Origin of the sequence: Peribacillus faecalis (assembly GCF_014712675.1) — a bacterium.
Lineage (GTDB): Bacteria > Bacillota > Bacilli > Bacillales > DSM-1321 > Bacillus_AD > Bacillus_AD faecalis.
In genome coordinates this window covers 1-26374 of record NZ_JACXSI010000030.1, presented here as the reverse complement: position 1 = coordinate 26374, position 26374 = coordinate 1, and the positions used below count along the sequence as shown (strand labels likewise).

Annotated in this window: 22 protein-coding genes and 1 pseudogene; 5 read left to right on the top strand and 18 right to left on the bottom strand. The window is 39.9% G+C overall.

Features of this window, described 5'->3' with window-relative positions; genetic code table 11:
• Nucleotides 1–17: 17 nt before the first annotated feature.
• The 15 genes and pseudogenes from IEO70_RS12745 to IEO70_RS12680 all read right to left on the bottom strand — a co-directional run.
• Nucleotides 18–1202 (bottom strand): acetyl-CoA acetyltransferase, encoded by a 1185-nt coding sequence (locus IEO70_RS12745; RefSeq protein ID WP_190998756.1) that lies wholly within the window; start codon nt 1200–1202, stop codon nt 18–20.
• A complete protein-coding gene (locus IEO70_RS12740) occupies nt 1202–2617 on the bottom strand; it encodes an OB-fold domain-containing protein (protein ID WP_190998755.1) in 1416 nt (471 codons plus the stop codon). Before IEO70_RS12740 ends, IEO70_RS12745 begins: the two co-directional genes overlap by 1 nt.
• Before the next feature lie 35 nt (nt 2618–2652).
• Complete coding sequence (locus IEO70_RS12735) at nt 2653–3825, bottom strand: acyl-CoA dehydrogenase family protein (protein ID WP_190998754.1); 1173 nt, start codon at nt 3823–3825, stop codon at nt 2653–2655.
• 170 nt (nt 3826–3995) lie between these two features.
• Nucleotides 3996–5093 carry a CaiB/BaiF CoA transferase family protein gene (locus IEO70_RS12730; RefSeq protein ID WP_190998753.1) on the bottom strand — a complete coding sequence of 366 codons (1098 nt, stop codon included), beginning with the start codon at nt 5091–5093 and terminating at the stop codon, nt 3996–3998.
• 14 nt (nt 5094–5107) lie between these two features.
• A complete protein-coding gene (locus tag IEO70_RS12725) occupies nt 5108–6019 on the bottom strand; it encodes an SDR family NAD(P)-dependent oxidoreductase (RefSeq protein WP_190998752.1) in 912 nt (303 codons plus the stop codon).
• Between the two features lie 103 nt (nt 6020–6122).
• Nucleotides 6123–7406 carry an acetyl-CoA hydrolase/transferase family protein gene (locus IEO70_RS12720; protein WP_235973601.1) on the bottom strand — a complete coding sequence of 428 codons (1284 nt, stop codon included), beginning with the start codon at nt 7404–7406 and terminating at the stop codon, nt 6123–6125.
• Nucleotides 7407–7458: 52 nt separating this feature from the next.
• Entirely contained in the window at nt 7459–8652 is a 1194-nt protein-coding gene (locus IEO70_RS12715) for a thiolase family protein (RefSeq protein WP_190998750.1), read from the bottom strand.
• Complete coding sequence (locus IEO70_RS12710; protein WP_190998749.1) at nt 8652–9536, bottom strand: hydroxymethylglutaryl-CoA lyase; 885 nt, start codon at nt 9534–9536, stop codon at nt 8652–8654. Before IEO70_RS12710 ends, IEO70_RS12715 begins: the two co-directional genes overlap by 1 nt.
• Before the next feature lie 19 nt (nt 9537–9555).
• Complete coding sequence (locus tag IEO70_RS12705; protein ID WP_190998748.1) at nt 9556–10731, bottom strand: acyl-CoA dehydrogenase family protein; 1176 nt, start codon at nt 10729–10731, stop codon at nt 9556–9558.
• A gap of 21 nt (nt 10732–10752) precedes the next feature.
• The gene (locus tag IEO70_RS12700; RefSeq protein ID WP_190998747.1) at nt 10753–11535 is read right to left on the bottom strand and encodes an enoyl-CoA hydratase/isomerase family protein; all 783 of its coding nucleotides are present in this window, start codon (nt 11533–11535) and stop codon (nt 10753–10755) included.
• A 48-nt stretch (nt 11536–11583) separates the two neighbouring features.
• The gene (locus tag IEO70_RS12695) at nt 11584–12774 is read right to left on the bottom strand and encodes a CaiB/BaiF CoA transferase family protein (RefSeq protein WP_190998746.1); all 1191 of its coding nucleotides are present in this window, start codon (nt 12772–12774) and stop codon (nt 11584–11586) included.
• A gap of 330 nt (nt 12775–13104) precedes the next feature.
• Nucleotides 13105–13236: a hypothetical protein gene (locus IEO70_RS20220; protein WP_268938752.1), complete on the bottom strand. Its 132-nt coding sequence runs from the start codon at nt 13234–13236 to the stop codon at nt 13105–13107.
• Between the two features lie 569 nt (nt 13237–13805).
• Nucleotides 13806–14594 (bottom strand): tyrosine-protein phosphatase, encoded by a 789-nt coding sequence (locus IEO70_RS12690; protein ID WP_190998745.1) that lies wholly within the window; start codon nt 14592–14594, stop codon nt 13806–13808.
• Nucleotides 14595–14619: 25 nt separating this feature from the next.
• Nucleotides 14620–15402, bottom strand: a complete 783-nt coding sequence (locus tag IEO70_RS12685; protein WP_190998744.1) for an SDR family NAD(P)-dependent oxidoreductase — start codon at nt 15400–15402, stop codon at nt 14620–14622.
• 69 nt (nt 15403–15471) lie between these two features.
• Nucleotides 15472–15644, bottom strand: a pseudogene (locus IEO70_RS12680) (CoA transferase); the annotation flags it as partial.
• A gap of 233 nt (nt 15645–15877) precedes the next feature.
• Between IEO70_RS12680 and IEO70_RS12675 the strand changes: the two are divergent.
• The gene (locus IEO70_RS12675; RefSeq protein WP_190998743.1) at nt 15878–17413 is read left to right on the top strand and encodes a 2-isopropylmalate synthase; all 1536 of its coding nucleotides are present in this window, start codon (nt 15878–15880) and stop codon (nt 17411–17413) included.
• A 26-nt stretch (nt 17414–17439) separates the two neighbouring features.
• Here the strand turns inward: IEO70_RS12675 and IEO70_RS12670 are convergent, their stop codons facing one another.
• Complete coding sequence (locus IEO70_RS12670) at nt 17440–18822, bottom strand: MFS transporter (protein WP_190998742.1); 1383 nt, start codon at nt 18820–18822, stop codon at nt 17440–17442.
• Nucleotides 18823–18871: 49 nt separating this feature from the next.
• Nucleotides 18872–20527: an FAD-binding dehydrogenase gene (locus IEO70_RS12665; RefSeq protein ID WP_190998741.1), complete on the bottom strand. Its 1656-nt coding sequence runs from the start codon at nt 20525–20527 to the stop codon at nt 18872–18874.
• Between the two features lie 310 nt (nt 20528–20837).
• On the opposite strand from IEO70_RS12665, the gene IEO70_RS12660 reads away from it, so the two are divergent.
• The 4 genes from IEO70_RS12660 to IEO70_RS12650 all read left to right on the top strand — a co-directional run bounded on the left by IEO70_RS12660 (nt 20838) and on the right by IEO70_RS12650 (nt 24133).
• A complete protein-coding gene (locus tag IEO70_RS12660; RefSeq protein ID WP_190998740.1) occupies nt 20838–21974 on the top strand; it encodes a glycosyl hydrolase family 18 protein in 1137 nt (378 codons plus the stop codon).
• Between the two features lie 355 nt (nt 21975–22329).
• Nucleotides 22330–22452 carry a hypothetical protein gene (locus IEO70_RS20215; protein ID WP_268938751.1) on the top strand — a complete coding sequence of 41 codons (123 nt, stop codon included), beginning with the start codon at nt 22330–22332 and terminating at the stop codon, nt 22450–22452.
• Nucleotides 22449–23105 (top strand): PspA/IM30 family protein, encoded by a 657-nt coding sequence (locus IEO70_RS12655; protein ID WP_190998739.1) that lies wholly within the window; start codon nt 22449–22451, stop codon nt 23103–23105. Before IEO70_RS20215 ends, IEO70_RS12655 begins: the two co-directional genes overlap by 4 nt.
• Before the next feature lie 305 nt (nt 23106–23410).
• Complete coding sequence (locus tag IEO70_RS12650; protein ID WP_190998738.1) at nt 23411–24133, top strand: MerR family transcriptional regulator; 723 nt, start codon at nt 23411–23413, stop codon at nt 24131–24133.
• Here IEO70_RS12650 and IEO70_RS12645 read toward each other — a convergent pair.
• The gene (locus tag IEO70_RS12645) at nt 24125–26146 is read right to left on the bottom strand and encodes a HelD family protein (protein WP_190998737.1); all 2022 of its coding nucleotides are present in this window, start codon (nt 26144–26146) and stop codon (nt 24125–24127) included. The two genes, IEO70_RS12650 and IEO70_RS12645, sit on opposite strands and share 9 nt — an antisense overlap.
• Between the last annotated feature and the right edge of the window lie 228 nt (nt 26147–26374).

Here is a 26374-nt window from a genome sequence, read left to right as displayed (position 1 = left end):
TAATTCACCCCATTAAATTAAGATAATTCCTTGCCGACAATCGATATAAACGAAACGCATTGCATCGGAGTGCCTCCTAAATTATGCGTTAATCCGATCTTCGGATTATTAAGCTGTCGTTTTCCTGCTCTTCCCTGAAATTGCAGATACATTTCATAAAGCATCCTTAAACCGCTTGCCCCAATCGGATGGCCGAAAGACTTCAAACCTCCATCCGGATTGACAGGCAGCTCTCCTCTAAGCTCGAAAGTACCGTCTAAAACATCCTTCCATCCCTTGCCTCGTTCACTAAATCCTAAGTCTTCATATATGACTAATTCTGTCGGCGTAAAGCAGTCGTGTACTTCGGCCATGTCGATTTCTTTGCGCGGATTTTTAATGCCGGCTTCGCGATAGGCAGCCAATGAGGAAGCGACATTTTCTTTTATATAAGTAAAATCATAGTCTTGACGCAATCTTCCGTCTCCCGGACCCGCTGCAATTGCAAGCGCTTTAACATACATCGGATCTTTCCGATATTTCAGTGCATCTTCCGAACGGACAATAATTGCAGCTGCTGCACCATCAGCAACACCGGAACAATCCATTATGCCAAGCGGAGCTGCAACCATCGGTGATTTAGAAATTTTCTCAATTGGCACTTCGCTGCGATATTGCGCCTTCGGATTTAAAGAGCCGTTATAATGATTTTTCCATGCTATACGCGACAATACTTCTTTTCCTTGTTCGGCTGTCAGACCGTATTTCTTAAAATAAGCGGGCGCCAAAAATGAAAATGAAGCCGGGGCGGAAATATTAGGCGCCGTTCCATCGCTTGGCGGTCTGGCTGTATTCAAACCGCTATATCCGGAATCTTTCAGCTTCTCGACGCCAATAGCCAGTACAATATCATACGCTCCGGATGCTACTGCATAGCAAGCGTTACGGAATGCTTCTGAACCGGTAGCGCACATATTTTCCACTCGTGTAACCGGAATGAATTGCGTCTTCAAAGGTCCTGATAATGTAATACCGGCATAACCGGATGTCATCGTACCGAGCCAGGCAGCTTCTATATCCGTCGGCTCAATACCGGCATCTTCAAATGCTTCATAGGCAGCATCTATAAGTAAATCATCAACACTTTTATCCCAATGCTCGGCAAATCTGGTACAGCCCATTCCTATTACGGCTACTTTATCGCTAATGCCTTTTTTGCTCATTATTTTTCACCGCCTTTTATCCGCACTGGACGCGCTTTCCAGAAATAATTGCTTATTCCGCTGGCGACGTATAATCTTCTGAATGTCATTTCTACATCCATACCGATTTCGACTTCTTTCGGATTGCAATCAGTCAATTCACAAATCACCCTTCCTCCATTATCAAAATCAATTACAGCGACAATCATCGGTGGAGCGGGAGATGCAGCCAAATAATCAATTGTATAAGTTGCCACTTTGGCCGACTGACCGATAAACCGATAGTCCTCCATCTGATCTTTAGCATGGCATTGCGCACAAACCCGCTGCTTCGGAAATTGCGGCGTTCCGCACTCTCTGCATTTTGAACCGGTAAATGATAAATTTTGCTGATAGCCCCGATATAGAGCCGGAGCGGATGGTCGGTCAATATCCGGTCTGCGCGGAGGTTCAACTCTCAGTAAGTTTTTCCATCTTAAGTAATCACTGTAGGATGTTTCATTATTTTTTATATCCAAATAGCCTTGAATACCTTTTCTGTTTTGCAATTTTTCAATTGCATCCGTGACTTCTACAAGAATGACATCCAATCCTTCCGCAAAAGCGATGATCAATAACTTATCGCCCGGCTTAGCGGTTTCCAATGCAGCAATTAACATCATTGAAATGTGGGCAGTACCTGCTGCTCCAATTGAATTCAAGAGAGGATCTTGCACTTGATTGTTTTGAAAACCTAATGCAGAGGCTGCCTGTATATGTGCTCTTGTTCCAGGCCCGGAAAGGATGACTTTATTGATTGCATCTGCGGTACAATTGTTTTTCTCCAGAAATGGAGTGACAGTCTGCTTTACTTGTTTCAAAAAAGTTGTGGTTCCAAAACGTTCCTCCCAATTTTGCGTAAAAGGTTCCGTTTCGTTTCTCCATTGACTTATAATCTCGCCTTGCATCGTTTTATAGTCGATGATTTTCGCAATTACATCGCTTCCGCTTCCTATTAAAAAGGCCGCAGCACCATCTCCAAACCATTGTTCATTTTGACCTTTCGGGGCGCTAGTACGACAATCAGCTGAGATAATTAACGTTCGCTCATTCTCACGGGCTAATAATAGAGAGGAAGTACCGCTTCTTAAAGAAGATGTTGCTTCGATTCCCTGAATGTTATCGTTTAGCTGCAACGCTCCAGCAATTGTCGCAATTGAGCCTTTTTCTTTATAGGGCGCACTGACTGTCGTAAAGTAAACTGCTGCAATCTCACTTGTATCTGAATTTTTTAAGCAGTCTAGTGCGGCTTGAACCCCCATTGATACACTATCCTCGTCATAACCTGCAACTGCTTTTTCGCCTCCAAAAACAGGTTTACCGAAAAATTCGCCGATTTTCTTGCGCTGAAGACGATTATAGGGAATATAGGCGCCATACGAAACAATCCCTTTCATCTAAACCTCCCCCTCTCGACATTATTGTTCAATACTCATGCATTGACTGTTGGAGCTGTTTTTTTATATTCCTTATGCAATTGGGCTGCAATAATATTCTTTTGAATTTCCGAAGTTCCTTCATAAATTTTTGTAATGCGGGCATCACGGTAATATCTTTCAATCGGATATTCTTTTATATAGCCGATGCCTCCATGAATTTGAACGGCCTTGTCGGCAATTCGGTTATAAATCTCCGAACCGAGAAGCTTCGCCATCGCTGCTTCTTTTATGACATTCATGCCTTGATCAACCATCCATGCCACTCGATATGTAACGGAACGCAATGTTTCCACATCCAATGCCATTTCCGCTAAATAATGCTGGATAATCTGCTGTTCAAAAATCGGCTTTCCGAACTGTTCTCTCTCGTGCGCATATTTAATGGAAAGTTCCAATAGTTTTTGGCATGATCCAAGGTTACGCGCAGCTAAGCCTGCACGCCCATTCGCCAAAATCTTCAGTGCATTTACGTAGCCGAATCCCTCTGTGCCAAGCACGTTTTCTGCCGGCACCTCACAATCTTCAAAAAATAATTCTGATGAATGTGAGCCGCGTAAGCCCATTTTTTCTTCTGTTTTACCGATAATCAAACCTTTAAAATCTTTCTCTACAATAAAGGAAGTGATTCCTTTTGCACCTTTGCTTGAATCAGTCACAGCCATAACGGTAAATACATCTGCTATCGGAGCGTTCGTAATGTAATGCTTCGATCCGTTTAATATAAATTTTTCTCCTTGACGAACAGCTTTTGTTTTTAAAGCAACCGCATTTGAACCTGCACTTGGCTCAGTTAATGCGAATGCTCCAATCAGTTCACCCGATGCCATACCAGGCAAGTATTTTCTTTTTTGTTCCTCTGTTCCCATTTCAACAATTCCTACTGAACCAATTCCGGTATGAGCGCCAATGACAGTCGTATATCCATTAGAAGTCCTGCCTATTTCTTCATAAATGGCACATTTCCCGACCATGTCGGTACCCAAGCCGCCATATTCTTCGGGAATACTGAGTCCGAAAAGTCCGATTTCCTTGCTCATTTGCATAATGTGTTCCGGAATAAGATCTTCTTTTTCAATTTGATCAGCTAATGGATCGACCGTGTTATCTATAAAATCCCTTATTGCTTTTTTCATTTCAATTAGTTCCGGAGGTAAGTTAAAATCCATTCAATCACTCCTCATTCAGTTTACCAACTGGATTTCCTATAAACTCTTCTACAAGCTTTCGTCTAAGTACTTTTCCGACAATCGTTTTCGCCTGTAAATTGAATTACCGCCAAATCCTCCTGCGGATTGATATTTAATAAGGGAATTGATATCCATTCTGCAGTCCCTTTCTATTTCACTTTTCCTTCTATATGGGAGATAATCTGTTCGGTATGCTCACCAAATTCAGGTGCAGTCTCAGCAGATATATCCAAAGCGTGATAATTCGTTAATGTATAGCAGAGGTCTTCCGTCTTTACGATCAATCCTCTATCCTTCATTAAAGGATGGTTGACTATCTCACTTGTTTCTAATACAGGTGCCAAGCAGCAATCTATTTCCAGCGAGAATTTGCACCACTCAGCAAATGTTCGGCTCGCAAACAATGCTTTCAATTCCTCAAAAGTCGGATTGCTCTCTTCCGCTAGTGAAAGATGTGCCGGGACCCATGCTTCTTTTCCGACGGCTTTACAGAAGTTTTGCCAAAATTTCGGCTCTAAAGCTCCTAAACTGACAAAACGATGATCACTCGTTTCATATAAGTAGTAGCAAACAAGCTTATTATTCAACTTGTCTACCCCGTGTTCTTCACCTGTTGCATTAGCTATCATGACATGATTAGACATTAATGGCACCAAGGAGTCTGTAATAGAAAGGTCGATGTAGGAGCCTTCACCTGTCTTGAATCGTTTCACTAGAGCAGCCAAGATTGACTCACTCGCAGAAATACCCCCGATAAAGTCTGCAATTGTATTGCTCGGCTGCACAGGCCGACCATCTTTATCCTTTAATTGTGAAAGCATGCCGCTTAGTGACAAATAGTTTAAATCGTGCCCGCCCAGATGGCTCATTCTGCCCGTCTGTCCATAGCCTGTAAGCGAACAATAAATAATATCTTTCTTCACTTTAACCGCCTCGTCATAACCGATACCAAGCCGATCTATTACACCAGGACGAAAACTTTCAAGGACAACATCTGCTTCAGCTATAAGCTTTAAAGCAAGTTCTTGATCTTTTTTATCCTTTAGATTTAGTACAATGCTTTTCTTCTTGCGGTTTTGTGCCAAAAAGACATAACCTGCTCCGTTATCATCAAGAGAGTTCCGGGCCGGGTCACCATAAGGAGATTCAACTTTTATAATTTCGGCACCTAAATCCGCCAAACGTAATGTTGTATGTGGACCAGGCAAATATTGAGAAAAATCAATTACACGAATTCCTTCAAGCATGTTTTTCACCCCTTCTATAATAATGGTTCATACGGGAATACATCTGCACTGACTTCCAGCGGTGTAAAACTTGATTGCAAAGAGCCTTTGATATCACTTAAGCTATCAATCGACCAGCCTTCTGCATTATAAACGGAGCGTACCGGGCGAGGCTGAGAGAATACTATAATTTCTTTGCCTCTCACCCCGAAAATTTGACCTGTCACATCCGATGCCTCATCTGAGCTTAAAAATGCTACAAGCGGTGCGATATGCGCCGGAGACAACTGTTTTAATTTCGCTACTCTGGCTTTTTCTTTATCTGTTTCTGTCGGTATCGAACCAATTAATCGGCTCCAGGCAAAAGGAGCGACAGCATTTGATGTCACATTATAACGAGCCATGTCCAAAGCGGCAATTTTGCTTAATCCCGCAATACCTAGTTTTGCAGCTGCATAATTGGCCTGGCCTATATTGCCGATTAAACCGGATGTAGAAGTGAAATGGATAAAACGCCCACTCTTTTGCGCCTTGAAATATGGCGCTGCCGCTCTTGTCATGTTGAATGAACCTTTTAAATGAACAGCGATGACAGCATCCCATTCCTCTTCACTCATTTTGAATAGCATACGGTCTCTTAAAATACCTGCATTATTGACGACAATATCGATTCGTCCGAATGCATTTAATGCTGTTTGGACAATATTATTCGCGCTTTCATATTCTGCGACCGAATCATAATTGGCAACAGCTTCTCCGCCTGCCTCTTTTATTTCATAAACAACTTCATCTGCTACTTTCGAATCATTGCCTGATCCATCAGCGCCTCCGCCTAAATCATTTACAACAACTTTTGCGCCTTCTTTTGCCAAAAGCAAAGCAATTTCCCTTCCGATACCTCGTCCTGCTCCTGTAACAATCGCGACTTTATTATTCAGGTTACTCATTCGCTTTTAGTCTCCTTTTCAAAAATATATTAAAATGCAGGGGCAAAATATGAGAAACATACTAAGGAGACAAATTAGATCCGCCCGCATTAATGTAAAAGACTCATTTCATCATTTGCTCGTTCATCTGGGATGTCAGTTCTGCCCGAAAGTCCGGATGGGCAACAGCAATTAACTCTTTCGCTCTTTCTTGCAACGACTTTCCAAACAGCTTAGCAATTCCAAACTCAGTAACGACATAATCAATTTCAGATTTTATAGAAGTCACATATGGCACATCAAATTTTATTCGCGATTCCTTACCTTTTTTTGCTGTAGAGGGCAACGCGATAATGGCTTTTCCACCAGGTGAAAGTCTGGATCCGAGAATGAAATCCATTTGACCTCCGACACCGGCAATCGGGTAATTACCTACTTGTTCAGCGTTGATTTGTCCGGTGATGCTGACCTCTAAAGCCGAATTAACCGAATAAAAGTTGCTTATATTCGAGATAATGGTCGCATTATGGGTATAGTTAGTCGGCATAAGCTCTATCTTTTCGTTGCGATCGCAATAGTCATACAACTCATTCGTACCTGTAAGAGTCGTGCATACTGTCTTATGGCGTTTCACTTCTTTTCGCTCATTCGTCACAACCCCCATCTCCATCAATTCAATGACAGGGTCAGTGATTGATCCGGAATGGATGCCAAGTCCTTTTTTATTTTTAAGCGACAGCAAGACACTATTGGCCACTTTTCCAACACCAACTTGAATTGTGGCGTAATCCGGTATTAATGAGGCCACATATGTACCGATTTTCAGTTCTTCTTCAGATGGTTTTCCATATGGAATTGTAAGTAGTTTATGTTGCGATTCAATAAAATGATGAATTCTCGAGACGTGCACAAATGTATCGCCATAGGTAAAAGGCATATTTTGATTAACTTCTGCAATCACGATTGCAGCATGTTGAATGAGCGTTTGGACTACATCTACCGAAACGCCTAAATTACAATAGCCTTCATCATTAGGCGGCGATACTTGTATAAGCGCGATATCGATTTTCTCTTCTTTAATCAATTCCGGAATTTCGGATAAATTAACCGGCACATAGTCGCAAGTTTTATTAATGAAGGCCTGCTTTAATTGTGCTGAACTTAGAAATGTACGGATTTTGAAATGTGAAAAACATTCAGATGCTGCGTAAATACATGGACTCCCTATTACTATGTTATACAAAGAAACTTCCCGAAGCCGATCCTTTTGCCGGACTAGTTCTTCTACTAACGTTTGCGGCTCGTTGCAAAAAGGCGCCAAAAATACTTTATGATAGGATTGAATAGTAGAAACAGCTTGCTCCACAGTTGTTTTTCTATTCTCGTAAATTGCTTTCCAATCTGTCATATTCATGTCTTCTCAACTCCGTAGTTTTTAAGTAAATGCTTTATTCCTTCTTCTAAACTTGTAAGTTTTCTACAATCGTTGTAATTCCTAATCCTCCGCCGATACAAAAAGTGACTAATCCGTACTTTTCACCGCGTCTTTCCATTTCGTGAAGCAGTTTCGTCATCAGCACTCCTCCAGTACCGCCAAGCGGATGGCCTAACGCGATAGCTCCTCCATTTACATTTACCTTATTAAGGTCAAGATTAAGCTCTTTAATTACTGCCAATGCTTGTGTGGCAAAAGCTTCGTTCAACTCAATCAAGCCAATATCTTCTAACTTTAATCCGGCTAATTGTAGTGCTTTTCTCGTTGCCGGTGCCGGACCGATTCCCATAATTTCCGGAGATACTCCGGCTGATGCCTGAGCGATAATTTTTGCTTTCGGTTTTTTGCCGTAGCATTCAGCCGCGCTTTCTGACATCATCAATACCACACCAGCGCCGTCATTGCGGCCACTTGAATTACCGGCTGTTACTGTTCCGTTCTCTTTAAATACCGGCTGCAATTGCGATAACTTCTCCAACGATGTTTCACGCGGATGCTCATCTACTTTGAAATCAATCGTCCCTTTTTTCGTTTTCACTTCAAACGGAACAATCTGGTCGACAAATAATCCTTTTGAAATGGCATTCAATGCATTTTCTTGACTTCTCAAAGCAAATTCATCCTGCTCCTCGCGGGAAATTGAGTACTTTTCCGCTAAGTTCTCTGCTGTCATTCCCATTGTCAAATGTCCGTATGTTTCAATCGGTTGCGCCCGCGGCTGGCTTTCTGTGTTTGAATCAAGCAATTCTCCGTTACCGGCCCGATAGCCGTAGCGAGCTTTACGAAGATAAAACGGCGCTGTACTCATACTTTCGGCGCCTCCGGCAATGACAATATCCGCCAGACCGCACATAATTTGCTGAGCGCCGCTATTCATCGACTGAATGCCGGAACCGCACTGCCGATGAACTGTATACCCCGGAACTTCTATGGGAAAACCGGCTCGAAGCAATGCTAATCGCGCAAGATTAGGAGCATCCGTGCTTTGCTTTGCCTGACCCAGAATCACTTCATCAACCGCTTCTTTTGTTATTCCCGTTCGCACAGTGATTTCATCGAGCACTTTTGCAGCTAAATAATCAACTTCAACATCCTTTAATGTACCGCCCATTCGACCGACTGCTGTACGAACAGAATCTATTATTAAAGCTTGTTTCATTACAACCTCTCCTTAGCATGGATTTCGATACGGGAAGACAGACTTTTTGCGAATGGAGCTGCCTTCTGCAACTGAAGATAATCAATATTCGTTTGACAGCCCATCTGCTCGAGCATCTTCACTAACTCTTCTGTCGCAACATTACCTGTTGCACCCGGAGAATACGGACAACCGCCTAATCCTCCGATTGAACTATCAAATTTCTCTACGCCTGCCTGCATAGCGGCAACAACATTCGCCAGTGCCATTTTCTCTGTATCATGAAAGTGACCGACAAAGGTTGCATTAGGATACAAATCTCGCAATCTCGAAAAACGTTCGTATACCATTCTCGGATTTGCTTTTCCGTTCGTATCTCCAATGTCAATTTCATCTGCCCCAAGTTCACTGAAACGATCACAAACGGATTTCACTTCTTCAAATGTCACTTCTCCTTGAAAAGGACAGGTAAATGCCATCGAAACGTATGCACGTACAAACATCCCTTTTGCCTTTGCTCTTGCAAAGATCTGCTCGCAATCATCGAGAGATTCTGATGTCGTTTTGTTCACATTCTTTTTATTGAAAGTATTGCTGGCACCTATGAATACCGCTATTTGCGGTGCGTTGGCAGCGATTGCCCGTTCGAGAGCTTTTATATTTGGAGTTAAAGCAATGAATGTAATTCCGAGTTGTTTGCAAAAGTGGGCGATTTCTTCAGAATCGGCCATTTGAGGAACCCATTTCGGGTGAACAAACGATGCTGTTTCCATTCTTGAAAAACCAGCCGCGGCCAATTGGGTGATGAGCTGTTTTTTTTGTTCGGTTGAAATAGGCAACGGTTCATTTTGCAAACCATCACGCGGACCAACCTCAATAATTTCAACTTCATTCGGAAAGTACAATAAGACTACCTCCTAATTCTTAATAGGATCTAGGTAAGCCAAGGACATGCTCCGAAACATAGGAGAGGATTAAATTAGTCGAAATAGGAGCTACTTGATATAATCTTGTTTCTTTAAATTTCCGTTCAATATCATATTCTTCCGCAAAGCCAAAACCACCGTGAGTCTGTAGAGCGACGTTCGCCGCCTCCCAAGAAGCATCCGCTGCCAAAAGCTTTGACATGTTTGCTTCTGCTGCACATTTTTGTCCGGAATCGAATAATTCCGCTGCCTTAAAGCGCATTAAATCAGCCGCTTCAATATTTACATGTGCCCGCGCTATCGGGAATTGCACTCCTTGGTTTTGACCAATTGGACGATTGAAAACGATTCTTTCATTCGCATAATTAGTAGCACGTTCGATGAACCAGCGGCCATCACCGATACATTCGGCTGCTATCAAAATACGTTCAGCATTCATGCCGTCCAAAATATATTTAAAGCCTTTTCCTTCCTCACCGATTAAGTTTTCAACCGGCACTTCTAAATCTTCTATAAATAGTTCAGTTGTTGCATGATTCATCATTGTTCTGATTGGCCGAATTGTAATGCCGTTACCGACAGCTTCTCTTAAATCGACCAATAAAACCGACAAACCTTCTGTCTTCTTTTTCACTTCCTCAAGCGGAGTTGTGCGAACTAGCAGTATCATTAAGTCTGAGTATTCAGAACGGGAAATAAATACTTTTTGACCGTTCACGATGTATTTATCTCCTCGTCGCTCTGCAAAAGTTTTCAATTTTGTCGTATCTGTACCCGTATTCGGCTCTGTTACGCCAAATGCCTGCAGTCTCAAGGAGCCGTCTGCTATTTTAGGCAAGTAGTGCGCTTTTTGCTCCTGGCTGCCGTGACGAAGCAGTGTGCCCATAATGTACATTTGCGCATGACAAGCACCGGCATTGCCGCCGGAACGATTTATTTCTTCTAAAATTATGGAAGCCTCTGTAATGCCTAAGCCGGAACCGCCGTATTCTTCCGGAATAAGCGCCGCTAAGAAGCCATTTTTCGTAATTTCAATCACGAACTCCTCCGGATAGGCCAATTTTGCATCTAACTCTCTCCAATAGGCATCAGGAAACTTACTGCAAATGTTTCGGACACTCGTTCTAAGTTCTTCATGAAATTTAATTTTTTCTTGGACACTTATTTGACTCATTCTCGGATTCCTCCTAATTATTTATCTGCCGCTAAATTGAGGAGCTCTTTTTTCTACAAAAGCACGGACACCTTCAAGACGATCTTCCGTATTGATGCACTGATTATAAAATTCTATCTCTACTTTTCTGGCATCCTCATTCGGCATTCCGAACAGTGTATCTATAGAAGCTTTACAGTTCTGCACAGCCAACGGGGCATTAGCGCTTATTTTTTCAGCCATCTTAAGGGCAATTTCTTTAATTTCAGACGAATCAGCTAAAGCATTCAGCAACCCGGCCGCATTTGCTTCTTCTCCGGGCACCATTTTCCCGGTACAAACCCATTCCTTCACCTTATGAACTGGAATACGCTTCGTCAACAATCGAGTACCGCCGCCGCCAGGCATAATCCCTCTTGTTACCTCAGGCAATCCGAATACCGAAGTGAAAGATGCTATAATCATGTCGCAGTTTAAAACGATTTCAAAACCGCCGGCCAAAGCATATCCATCTACAACTGCAATAACCGGCTGCTTCAAATCCTGAATGCTATTAAACATTTCTTGAAACAATAAGTGCTGATTTTTCCATTCGATTTCGTTCATACTATTTCGCTCTATTAAATCTGCTCCTGAGCAAAATGCTTTCTCATTGGATGATGTTAATAACACTACACGGACATCGCTATCTGCTATAGCTTGAAAAGTTTTTAATAATTGCTCGGCCATTTCCGTATTAAATGCATTCCTGCTCTCAGGTCGATTTAAAATCACTTCAGCAATATACCCGTTTGTGCCGATCCGTTTCCAATCAACGAACGCCATATTTCTCCCTCCGTTTTATGGGAAATTTTTCAATCCGTTAATTCCTTTTTATTTTTTTAGCCGTCCAATTACTCCGTTTTCCTCTAAAGATAAAATATTTTCTTTTGAATAGCCGATTTGAAGCAAAATCTCCTCAGTATGCTCGCCAAGCATCGGCGAATGAGCATATATTTCACCGGGTGTTTCTGAGAATTTGATTGGGAAACCAATTTGTTGAATCTTTCCTGCTGTCGGGTGCTGCATCGTTGTAAACATTTCTCTTTCTATTATTTGCGGATCTTCATATAATTGATTTAAATCATAAATTGGTCCGACACATGTATCTTTAGTTTGCAGCAAATCAAGCCAATACTGCTGATTTTGCTGTTTAAACAATTCGGCCATTTCTTGTTTGAGACACTGCTGTACTTCTTCAGGACCCTCATGAAGGTCAATCCATTCCGGCTTGCCTACCAGCTCGCATAGTTCTATCCAAAATTTCTTCTCAGCTGCGCCGACTGACAGAAATTTGTTATCTTTTGTTTCATACACATTGTAAAAAGCAAAATGCCCATCAAGTCGGTTTTTCCCTCTTTCGGGAACGGCTCCTGAGGCAAAGTAATCAGATGCCGCAGCATACAGCCATGTTATCGCACCGTCAAGCATCGAAACATCGATATACTGACCTTTGCCTGTCTTTTCTTTATGCAATAAAGCCATTGTAATCGCAGAAAGTGCCATCAGCGCCCCTCCGCCGAGATCAGCTATTTGCACTCCGGGAATAACAGGCTTGCCGTCCTTTTCACCGATTAAACCTAAAATACCGCTGTAGCCGACAAAGTTAATATCATGTCCGGGAAGCTTACTATATGGACCCGTTTGGCCATATCCGGTCAAAGAACAATATATAATTCCTTCATTAAGCTTTGCGATTTCTTCGTAACCGATGCCTAAACGGTTCATTACACCCGGTCTGAAACTTTCTATAATAACATCACTTTCCATCGCCAGCCTTTTAAAAATCTCCCTGCCCTCTACAGATTTCAAATTGAGCTCGACACTTTTTTTATTCCGGTTGATCGTTAGATACCGGGCACCGATACCGTTGATTGCCGGCTTTCTCCAGCGAATATAGTCGCCGGTTTCCGGCTCCTCCACTTTAATAACTTCAGCACCATAATCCGCCATCATTAATGTGCAATATGGTCCCGGAAGCAATCGGGTTAAATCCAGCACTTTTATGCCAGTCAAAGCCCCCATAACTCCACCCCTCTAATAATCTTTAAACCTTGTAAACTTCCCGCTATGTAATGTAATAATCTATTGATAATCTCATCAATGTTACAACAACCGCATTTACTGGAAGCGCTTTCTGTCACAAGTTAAAATGTCAAATGCATTTTAATGCTGGAACACAATATTTTTCTATAAATTCCATCACACCACTTTCCATATTATACCATTATCTTACGAATCATTTTATATAGAAAAAGATTTTCAATCAATAAAATTAATAATCAGGTCATTTTTCTACAAGCAGGGTGGCTTCTAAAATGTCTGCTTGACACTTAGAATACCCATCTATCCTCCTTAGCGAATAATCTTAAATGTTCCAATAGATTTTGCTAACATACGTCCGCCGGCATCTTTTATGCCTAAATGATTGTTAAATGGACTGTTCCCATAGATTTTCCTCTGCTCTTCCAAGGATTCTATATTCATGTATTACCTCCATTAACTTAAAGGTCAATCTTCAAATCTTTAATGCTTCCTTGTGAATGATTAATTGAGTATGCCATGCCAAAAGCGATAATTGACACAGTTAATCGGCGGGTTAGCAAAACATACTACCGCAATACGTCCGTGTTTCTCTAAAAAACAGTTCTCTTCATTAATCCCCCCTTTTTTTCGATCTGTATGAAAAACTCAAAAGAATTACATTTTCCGGGGGCATATATTCATCTAAATATATGCAATTCTTATGCCAAGAAAAACACTATTGACAATTGGTTCATTTAAAGTAAAATTGTTTGCTATGTAAGACAGCTGAAGTGCATAGTTGTATCGAAAACAAGACAGTGTCTCATTTTATAAACATCTGGAAATGAGACACTGCTTTCGTTCATTCAAGATTCGGCAACCAAATTGCAATCTCCGGAAAAATCATCACTAATACCATCGTAATTTTTATGAATAAGCCGTTCACAATTTTATAAAAAATTGACAGAATATAATTTATAAATAATTAGGAGCAATCAGCAGAAATGAATTCTAGCAGATTGCCCCTATTTTCACACTAAACAGAAACGCCTTATATGATTACGCACTTCTTCGTCAATATTGAATTCCTCCAAAAGATAAACATCAAAGTCCCGATATGTATCGATAATGGAATAATAGGCCGTTTGCAAATATTCTTCCTGCAATAGAAACCCTTCTTTAAATTGCTTCATTTCCTCTTCATTAAAGAATCGGGCAGCTTTTTCAAATACTTTATTATGAAACGTTTCTAACATTTTATTGGATAACAAATAATCATCTAGTACCGTTTCGAACGGGACGCCTATTGTCATCAATATAATCATCGCTCCTACTCCAGTTCGGTCACGCCCCCCCGTGCAATGATGAACAAGAGGTAAATTCTTCTCAGGTGTTTTTACAAGCTGCATCAATCTTTTATATGATGGATTTTGGATTGGTATCGTTTTATACAAATTCAGAAAGCCTTCCTTTGTATATCGTTCATAAAAGGCTCGATTAATCTCTTCGTCTTTTGCATTCATGTTTGCTGCAATATTATTATCGATCATCACCGGTACCCGCTCGTTTATTGCATTCTTTATGGGCGGATCTGGTTTTCGGACAGCTTCGGCATCACGTCGATAATCGAATATTGTTTTTATGTTCATTTTTTCTAACAAATTAATATCTTCATCTGTCAGTCCTGTCAGCTCAGCCGCTCGAAATAAAATTCCTTTTTTTACATATTTACCATCTGATGTTTGCAGACCACCCATATCTCTAAAATTAACGGCACCTTTTAACGGTAAAACAACATCCGACTTTTTCTCCGCTCTCATCCAATTCTCCTTCCATCCAAAAAGATTATAGCGCCTCGCCCTTGCCGCCATCTATATTAACTGAAGTTCCTGTAATATACGATGCCGCATCCGAGACTAGGAATGTGATAACATTAGCCGCTTCTTTCGCCTCTCCTATTCTACCTAACGGAATATTATGCTCCGACAGCCCGGAAAATTCTTCCCATGACAAATGGCTATGTCCTGATTGCCACATTTTTTCGATCTGCTCACTTCGAATTAAACCGATACATACTGTATTGACACGAATGCGATCCTTCCCTAAATCTTTGCTCATTGCATTCGTTAACGTCATGCCCGCTGCACGACTGACGCTAGTCGGCAAAGAAGAAGCAGGAGCCGTTTTCGCCATAGTCGCAGTAACATTGACAATTGAACCGCCACCTCTTTCACGCATATATGGTATAGCTGCATTAGCGCAATTAATGGCGGCGAACAGTTTTAAATCCAAGTCTTGTTTCCACAATTCAGCGCTAATCATTTCAAACGGCATCGCCTCGGATTTACCGGCATTATTGATTAAAATATCAAGTCCTCCAAAATGCTCTGCAGCTTCTTGAATGAAATCCTCACAATCTTGTTTAATGGAGACATCTTTTGCTGATATGTATATTTCTTTTCCTGTCTCCTCTTTGATAAGCGCAGCCGCTTCTTTCAGTTTATTACGATCTCGTCCGCAAATCGCAACATTCGCTCCCTCTTTGACCAGCATTAAAGCGGTCGCAAATCCTATTCCTTTACTTCCTCCAGTGATGACAGCAATCTTGTTTTTTAAGTTTAAATCCATGTTATACTTCCTTTCTGTATAATTTAAATCCACTGTAATGCTTCTCTTATTTCTGTTTGATGATAATTAGTAGCAGCTTTCTCCATTTACTGTTGGAGGAGTAAATCTACTTGTTTCATCCCCGGAATGCGGCTGTTCTACTTTAATAATCTCCGCCCCATATCCCCCAGCATCATTGTACTGAATGGACCGGCTAATGTTCTGGACAAATCAAGCACTTTTATTCCATCTAAAGCCTGCAACTATAATCAACTCCTTTACTATATACATACCCTTTCAACCGTCATTACAACTGAAATTATAACATTATTTACAATGATCAAATTTAATATTTTACTTTTTCTGTAAATATATTGAATACGCTTTCACTATGTAGTAATATACTTTTTAAAATAAAAAGGGAATATTTGTAATTAGCCTGAGTGGTTTTATAACTGCTATCTTATTTAAACAAATTATGAGGGAGGCTTAAAAAATGAATAATAGAATTTATTTATTCGATACTACATTGCGTGATGGCGAGCAAACACCCGGTGTTAACTTGAATCAGGATGAGAAGGTGGAAATCGCTCTTAGACTAGAAAAACTAGGAATTGATATTATAGAAGCTGGATTTGCTGCCGCCTCCCCTGGAGATGCAGCGGCGGTGCGAGCTGTTGCAAAAGCTGTTACGAAACCTCTTGTTGTCAGTCTCGCTCGTACTAATAAAGAAGATATTGATGCTGTTATAAATGCAATTGGGGATTTTGATAATACTGGAATTCATATTTTTATAGCGACTTCCCCTATTCACCGAGAACGAAAGCTCGGAATGACGAAAGAACAAGTTCTAGAAAAAGCGGCAGAAAGTGTTGCCTATGCAGCGAAACATTTTAGTCATATTGAGTTCTCATGTGAAGATGCGACACGAACTGAGTTGGAATTTTTAAGTGAAGTGGCAGAAAAAGTAATAGAAGCCGGGGCAACTGTTTTAAACTTCCCTGATACTGTTGGCTATACGACGCCAACAGAATATATTAAACTATTCGAATATGTCAAAGCCAATACTCCTGGTATCGAAAAAGTACGATTAAGCTGCCACTGCCACGATGATTTAGGTTTAGCCCTTATTAATAGCATCTCTTCCATCGGTGCAGGGGTGACACAAGTCGAAGGATGCATAAACGGCATCGGTGAAAGAGCCGGTAATGTGGCTTTAGAAGAAGTCGCAGCTTTACTAGAAACAAGAAAAGATTACTACGGAAAAGAAACCGGTATTAATCTAGTGGAAATCGCCAGAACAAGTAAGCTTGTAAGCCGTCTTACAGGTATTGCAATTCCTCCTAATAAAGCAGTAGTCGGAGGAAATGCATATTCGCACTCTTCCGGCATTCATCAAGACGGCGTAATTAAAGATAAATCAACTTACGAAATTTTAAAGCCGGAAACAATCGGATTTACAGAAACGAAGCTGGTCATGGGTAAACTATCCGGCAGAAATGCCTTAAAGAAGCGTTTTGAAAAACTTGGCTATACTGTTGGAGATGAACAACTGAAGGAGATATTCTCTAAGTATAAAAATCTGGCTGACCGTAAGAAAGAGATTTTTGATGAAGATATTATTGCTTTATTAGAAACACAGCCTTCGAAAGATCAATCGTACATTTATAATTTTAAGGATTTCAGCCTTCATATTTTGCCTGACAATCAGTACAGAGCGTTCGTCAATATTGTCCATCAGGACGGCTCAGTAATTGAAGGAATCGGTGAAGGAAACGGTCCAATTGATGCCATCTATAAAGGAATAGATACAGCCATTTCCATACCAGATACAGAACTAATCGACTATAAAATTAATTCTATTTCCAAAGGCAAGGACTCAATCGGAGAAGTTTTTGTAAAGGTACGCAGCAAGGGCTCACTATATCAAGGAAGAGCCATTAATGTCGACATCATTGTTGCCAGTGCAGATGCCTATATTGATGCGATTAACCGAATAAGCGCACATTCTGAAGACTATTCAACAATATAATAAAAAGCTAACAAAAAGACCCTCGATCATCTGTCGAGGGTCTTGCTTTGTGAAATCTTCAATTGTCTATAATAAAAAAGATAAACCAAAACTGATATGGCAATTATACTAGCAATAATTAGGAATAAATTTCGGTATGCTGCAGCCGAAGTCAGTCCTGTTTGAAGTGTAAAAAGCAAACCTGCAATCGTTACACCAAATGACCCGCCAAAAAACTGGACCATTTGCGACAACCCGACACCTGTTCCAATATCTTTCAAGGGAAGAATTCTAGTTACTTCATTAGACAGACAAGAGTTTAAAGTGGAAAATCCGATACTTATGAACATATACATAAATATAATATAGTAATGAGAGCTTGTTGACAGTATCGCAAACAAAAGAGTGCCTGCTGCTAGAAATAACTGACCAATTATGAAAAAACGGACAGTGCCGAACAGATCTATCATTCTACCGATATACTGTGCTGAAATCGCCCCTAAAATAGCTCCTGGAAAAATCATCAAGCCAATTTCTACAGGAGCCCTGCCAAATTCATTGGTCAAAATGATCGGAATGATAAACATTGTAGAAAAATTAGTAAAAAATGTTGCAAATCCAACAAAGAGAAGCTTCAAAAATTGCTTATTTTTAAGAAGGTGAGGCTGAATAAACGGCTGCGCTGCTTTGTTCAAATAGATCCACGTTGCAGGAATACATAGAAGCGCTACGCAAACGATCAGCGGCGAAGGTGTCGAAATGAATAATAAAACGAAGGTGACAGAAACAGCTGTCAGCACTGCACCCCAAATATCAAAATAACCTTTCTTAACCCCTTCAATCGGGATTAGCTTTGAAAATACCGGAATAAATAAAACAGCAATCCCTGGAACTGCGAATAAAAAGTGCCACCCTAAAAATTGCGTAATTATCCCTCCGACTACCGGTCCAAGCCCGAATGCCAAGGAAGCGGCAGATGCTATGAAGGACATGGATTTGCCTCGTCTAGATATTGGGATATATCGTCGCACAACCACCAATCCCAAACCTGGAACTGCACCGGCACCAATTGCTTGTAAAATGCGGGTTAATAACAGCAAATAGAAATGTGATGAAAAAAAACCGATGATAGACGAAATTCCCATTATAATAACGCCAATTAAAAGTAATCTTGATATAGGCAAAAAATCTGAAAGTCTGCTGAAAGTCAAGGTAGATAAAGCAAATGCGATCGAATATCCGGAGACAATCCATGAAGCGGCAGATGAACTTAACGAAAGGTCGCTTAATATAGATGGCAAGGCGACATTCAACATTGTTGTATTCATGACAACAATCCATGTAAGCAGGCTCCAAACTAGAAGCAATTTTGTTTCAGAAACAACTGATTCACTATCTACGCTTGTTTGAACAGTCGAAATAGATGGCATTATTTTTCACCCAGATTCATTTTTAATAGTTTACTACTATGATCATGCATTATGACAGCTCCTTAACGATTGCCATTCCCGTTTGTTTGCCTGTAAAGAGGCAACCGCCTAAAAAAGTGCCTTCTAAAGATCGATAACCGTGAACACCGCCGCCGCCAAATCCGCAAGCCTCACCCGCTGCATATAAGCCGGGAATACTTTCACCGGAAGAATTCAGCACCCTCCCCGAAAGATCTGTTTGGAGCCCGCCTAATGTTTTTCGGCTTAATATGTGCAAACGGACAGCAATCAACGGACCGTTTTCCGGATCAAGAAACTTATGCGGAGCAGCGACACGGATCAACTTATCGCCTAAATAATTTCGAGCTCCGCGCAGTGCCATTATTTGCAAGTCTTTCGTAAACCGATTGTCTAACTCCCTGTCGCGCGCTCTTATTTGACCTTCTATGTCTGCCGCATTTAAAAGCTTATTGCCCGCCAGCTTATTCATTCCTGCGATTAAGTCTTGCAAATTATCGGAAATCACGAAGTCTTCTCCTCTATCCATAAATGCTTGGACAGGATCGGGTGGTTCTGAACCGATACGGGTTAGTAACTTCTTTATGCTTTTTTCGGTTAAATCAGGATTTTGCTCGGATCCTGAAAGCGCAAATTCCTTTTTAATTACTTTTTTAGTCAATATAAACCATGAATAGTCGTAACCTGTATTTTGAATGGCTTGTAAAGTTCCTAATGTATCAAACCCCGGAAAATTAGGAGCCGGTAATCTGCGGCCTGTTGCATCCAGCCAAATGGAAGAAGGACCGGGAATAATGCGAATGCCATGATTGCTCCATATTGAATTCCAATTTTTCAATCCTTCTGTGTAATGCCACATCCGATCTCGATTAACGATTCGGCTTCCTGTTTTTTCAGCTATTTCAAGCATCCGGCCGTCAACATGTGCTGGTACGCCTGTTACCATTGATTTCGGTGCTTCACCAAGACGTTTCGGCCAATTTTGTCGTACTAAATCTAAGTTTCCTCCTATCCCTCCGCTAGCAATTAAAACCGCATCAGCTTTATACTCAAAGTCTCCAATCACTTCTCTTGAGCTATCTTCTCCACGGGCAACTGAACTGGGCTTTAATATTGAACCTCGCACGCCAAATATTGCACCATTTTCTTTCAGCAGCTCATCAACCATATGTCTTGCCTGAAAAGTGACGGTACCATTTTTTATATGCGTGCTCACTCTTCTTTCAAACGGCTTCACCAGTCCGGGGCCTGTTCCCCAAACAATATGGAATCGTGGCACCGAGTTTCCGTGTCCTTCAGCTAAATATCCTCCTCTTTCTGCCCAGCCCACTACCGGAAAGAACCGAACTCCCATATTATGCAACCATTCTCGCTTTTCCCCTGCTGCAAAATCAATATACTTCTCTGCCCACTTCCTACCCCAGTAATCTTCGTCTTCTTCGCGGTCATAGCCCGCGGCTCCCAGCCAATCTTGCCATGCTAAATCTCTTGAATCTTTTATCCCCATTCTTCGCTGCTCCGGTGAATTTATTAAAAATAGTCCGCCAAATGACCACCAAGCCTGTCCGCCCATCGAAGTTTCCGGTTCCTGATCAAGGAGCAAAACTTTTTTCCCTGCATCCGCCATTTCAGCGACTGCAACTAGCCCCGCCAATCCCGCACCAATAACGATTGCGTCGTATTTCATTTTTTCCCTCCTTTCATTGTATATGTAAGTATTTGTTAAACAAACGAGGTTGTCCTGCTATTTATCGATATTTTTCTTGTATTTAAAATATCAACCTAGTTATAATCTTTTCCTTGCTGAATATGTTTTTATATTCTATTGAGTATTTGGAACATAGTTGTTTCTGAATATAGGCAATATTCTCGATAATCCTCCCTTACCCGAATAAATGTTCTCCTATTATTGCAGATGGCTGACATTACCAACCATTCCTCAGTGCAATATCTGTTACAATTTTTAGGAGTTTAACAGATTAAAGGAGGAATATCGCGTGCTTAATCGAATATTCTTCCTCTCCTTTGTCATAATTATTGTTTTCATAGGCGGATTTTTCACAGGAAAAATCTTCACCGAAAAACGGATTCCGATAACAGAAAGCGAACCGTATGTTTTGGATGAGGAAGAAAATATGACTGAAGATCCAACAGAGGAAAAAGCAGCTGATTTAAATATAAACAATACAAATGCACTAATAGCCTATATTCAGGACTTTCGCGATCCGGAACAAATAAATTACGAACAATTAACACATATCATCTTCTCATTTGCTCATCCAACAGCGGATGGAGAAGTACTTCTCAGCGGAGAGACGGCAGAGTCTAATTTGAAAACAATTGTCACAAAAGCTCATGAAGCGGATACAAAAGTGATGCTTGCTGTCGGCGGCTGGTCCCATCTATATGGCGGAGAAAGCTACGACTATTTTCAAGTTGCCATCAGTAATCCAGAATCCAGAGAGAGATTAGTTGATTCGCTTATCCGTTTGGTTGAACAAGAACAGTTAGATGGCATTGATATCGACTTTGAGCATCCTCGCTCGCAAAAAGATGCAAATAATCTAGCAAACTTTACGAAACAATTGAGCGACCGGCTTCATCCTGAAGGTCGTGAGCTTTCAATCGCCGTCCATTCTAAAATCAATGCCTTCACATTAACCGAAACAGACTACGTCACTTATGAACCTTCTACTTTCGAATATGTCGACCATATCAATATTATGGCGTACGACGGGCAGTGGGATGAAGGCTATCACGCCGAAAATCTGTCTACTTACATTTTCACAGAAAAGGTTGCGCTCTATTGGAGAAATCTATTCGAACAATATAACTTGCCGACAGAAAAGCTCATATTAGGGGTTCCTTTCTATGCCCAGCCGGAAGAAGCTTCTGTTAAACAAGTTTCTTATGCTGCCATCATTGAGAACAATCCAAATGATGCTTCCAATGACACAATCAGCATGAATGGAACGACTTATTATTTTAACGGCAGCGAGACAATGAAACGGAAAACAAAACTGGCTATGAAAGAAGGCTTTGGAGGAATAATGGCATGGGAAGCAGGTCTTGATTCTCCCGGTCCTTTAAGCTTACTATCAGTTATTTATGAAGAGCTGTTCGAATCTAATTAATGTTTAAGGCCACTCACTTTTGAGTAGCCTTTTTGTATTCTCCATATTTTCACAGAAAAGAAAACTTCATCTATAAACGCTATTAATTTTCTAAATCAAAAAAAATTGTTATGATAATATATATTTCAAGAAAATTGAATCAATATACTAAAACATTAATACAACTGGGGGGTTCATATTGGGATTTACTTTCATCGTCACCTATTTATTATCCGTTATCATCCTATTTGCTTTGTTATATACAAATAAGAGTCGTATACTTTCTTATTTAATTTGCATTTTCCCTTTCTTTAACACTACTCTTCTACTTTTGTATACTGTTAATTGCTTAATTAATTATTCGCAGCAGACTTTCATGAAAGTTAAGCGAAAAAAAGAATGGACAACACAAGAACGAAAGATGAAGGCTCAAGGCGTTTATATCATTATGATTGACGGTAAAAAGTATACCGTTCACGAAAAGGAATTATTCCAATGATGAAACTGGTTAAGTATTTTCTCTCGTTGCTTAACGCCTTGTTTAAATCAGAGATTCATATTTTCCTCGATAAAATCGAAGAAACAAGCAAGCTGCTAGAAAAATCGATCAGTGAATCTGAAAGAACCATCGATAATATGAAAGCTTCCTTAGCTAAGCAAATTGCGCTCGGCAAATTTTTCAAAGAAAAAGAAAGCACCTTTTCCCATCGAATCGACAGCCTCTCTAAACTGGCTGAACAATTGTTAGTCATTAACGATGAAGCCGCGGCAAGAGAGTGTATTCGAGAAAGAATCAAAGAGCAAAACAAGCTACAAGAATTACATGCAACGATGGCTTTGCATTCTGCAAATACCCATAAATATCAGCAAAAGCTAAAGAGAGCAATATATGAATTAGATGATATGATTGTGAAAAAGGAAGCATTGCTTATAAAGCATAATATCGTAAGAAACGAAATCGAAATGAATAAAAATTTCGGCGGAATCAATACAAAATTGTTGCTTGAGAAAATTCAAAATGAGATTTTGGCAACGGAAGTATTAAATACTGAATCAGACTCATCCAATAATGATCACTATGAAATGATTGAAGAAGTCGATCATGAACTAGCTCTACTTAAACATCAACTGCTCAATGTAGCTGAGAAATAATTAATTAAGCACAATATAAATTAATCCAATCTTACAGAGTTAAAAACAAGGCGCTCAACTATCGTTGATGCCTTGTTTTTCTTAAGGAAAACACTTCTTTATTGAACTGAGCATATATAATCCAAGAGCCTTTTTCTCCAGATGCGGCGTTTCGCTATACATCGCTGGACATTCAAACAATTCTAAATGATCAACTTCGATTTTTTAAGGTAATTATTTAAGTATTCTCGTATGATAAATCTTAATTATTCAATAGTAAACTTTATTTCATTACATCCTATCTTCAGTTAGTAGAGGTTTTATTTATGAGAACTAGTGAAATTGCTGAATTATCTCAGGTTCATCCAAATACAGTACGACTGTATGAAGAGTGGCATTATATTTCGCCTGTACCAAGAAAATCGAATGGTTATAGAATTTTTTCTGACCTACATCTCAAGCAAATGAAAATTGCTAGACTTGCATTTAAACAAGAATTTATTCAGAATAATCTTCGCAAAAAGGCAACAAACATTGTGAGACTTAGCGGTCGTGAACAGTTTAAAGAAAGCTTGCAAGCAGCTGAATCCTATTTAACTTATTTGCAAACAGAATATGAGTATGCTTTAAAATCAATTAAAACGGTGAAACAGCTATTACAAAACAAATCAACAGCAGATAAAACATACTCCCATAAGTCTGTTTCAGTATTGCTTCAGTTAACGGAAGAGACCTTACGGAATTGGGAACGTAATCATTTATATGTTGTAGAAAGAAATGCACAAAATCGAAGAATATATACAGAGCGTGACCTACAAAAATTACTTGTAATCCGGACGTTACGTAGCGCACATTTCTCGATTACTAGCATTGCCCATTTATTTCGTGAACTGGAACAATCAGGGAAAAAGACAGATATTCTGCAAATGTTACAAACGCCCACCTTTTCTTCAGAATTTTTTCATGTAACAGATGATTTAATCAATCAAATCCAAATAACAATGAATGATGTCAAATCAATCATTGCTATCTTAAAGGATTTACAATAATGGTGAAGGTGCTTCTTTATCCACTAGTACAGTTAATTCATGCATCGCTCTAGTTGAGGCAATATAAAGTAATCCACGGTCAAATTCAGTTCGATAATTGGTTTCGTTCACAAAAGGTATGATAACAGCATCAAATTCAAGACCTTTCGCATACTGAATAGTTGTTAAAAGGAGGCCTGTTTCAAACTTTTCTGTTTGGCCGTCTAGTATTGTAAAAGGTATGTTTAAACGTTCGTGCAAAATCTGTAAGTCTTCCTCCATTTTACAGATAATTGCCGTAGTTCGATAATCATTCATGGCACTTTCATGGACTTGTTTCAACATTTGTTCAAGTGTCAAATAAATCAATTCCTTCGGTTCTTTCCCGTGCCTTGCAATTGGATGAATTTCCCCATTACGCATGAATTTTTTTGAATACATCACAATTTCATATGATGACCGATAAGTGGTTGTTAACTCTACGTATTCCAGATTACGAAACATGGCCTCAAATGCCTCTTTGGATATCGTTTCGTATGGCAAAAGAGCCTGACTGAAATCACCAATGATTGTTCGCTTACATGTAAACACTTTAGATAATACAGCATATTGGATCGGTGAATATTCCTGCATTTCATCTAGTACAAAGTGCTGGACGAGATCATACTGCTTAATTCCTTTAAAATAAAGCTGTACAAATAGATAGGGATATACATCATTAAATTCAAAACATTTTTTCGGAAATTTAAACGAGTTTTCTCTAAGCGTTTCGGTAAAAGCACGATAAATTGCTAACGGTGAAGGAAACAAGAGACGTTTTTTTAAACGCTTTATGATTTCATTTTTACTCGGTAACTTCCCTTCCCTATCCCACTTAGATTTAAGCACTTGAATAATATCATCGGCCATAAGCTCTAAACGTGTAACAACCGGCTCTTTTCGATATTGAAGGAAGCGCCCTTGTAAATAATCAGCTTGTATTACTACACCAACAATGGAGATGCTTTCGTTTTTAAGAAGTCTTAAATCTAAGTTAGATAAAAAGGATTGCAGTTTTTGAACAAACGAATAATTCCCCTTAATTTTTGCACGTGAAGCCAACGCCCCATCTGGATTCGATAAAATTTCTTTTGTTTCTTCCTCAAATGATTTAAACGTTACAGCTGCCGGCAACAAATTTGCCGTAAACTCGTCCAATGTAAAGGAGCGAATTGGCTCTTCACCAAGCTCTGGTAAGACGGTAGAAATATAATCACTGAATATTTTATTTGGTGACAAAATAAAAATACGTTCTGCTCGTAACGTATCACGGAATTTATATAAATAATAAGCGATGCGGTGCAAGGCAACGGCTGTTTTTCCAGAACCAGCAACTCCTTGAATGATGACATTATAAGCTGACTCATTCCGTACAATTTTATTTTGTTCTCGTTGAATTGAAGTAACAATTGTTTTCATCTTATCATTTGCATGCTGGGTTAATGTTTGTTGTAGAACTTCATCTTGTATCGTTAATGAGCTATCAAGCATATACTTAAGCTTAGAATTTTCAATTTTAATCTGACGTTTCTTGATTAGTTCACCGTCAAATTGGTGATCCATCGCAATATAATAAGCTTCACCAATTTCAAATTCATAGTACATATTACAAATAGGTGCACGCCAATCATAGATTAGTTGTGTCCCTTCTTCATCAGCAAAACCGAAGCGCCCGATATAGATTGTCTCTGCCTCACTCGGATGGTCACCAAGATATATAAAGTCAAATCGTCCGAAGTACGGAGATTCTATAAGCTTTCTTACTTCCTCACGTTCCATCACTTGTGCAAACCCCCTCTTGTCTATCATGCTTAAGGTTTGCTGGTAATCATACACCTCGAATTTATCTAGTTCACTTTTATATTCAACCATATATTTTTGTAAACTTTTAAAATTGTGGTCTTGATCAGTAATATTTGACGAAAGCTCCTTATATGCCTTTGTTAAATAACTTAAAGTTTTTTCAAGATAAGCAATTTCGTTTATGTCCGTCACGAAATCCCCTCCTTTTAAAGTGTATCACCAAGCATAACAAAAAGTTTTTCGCTGGTGTTTAACTGGAGGGTTGTTTTTTTCTTTCGGCCTATTTATGTCTATTCTTGTTTAACTAATCTCCCTCAATATAGAAAGCGAAATCTCCCGATTTCTCGCGTTTTCATAGAATTTCATGGTGGTTTGATTTTAATGATTATCTCCCAGAAACTATCTCATAAGGGGATATTT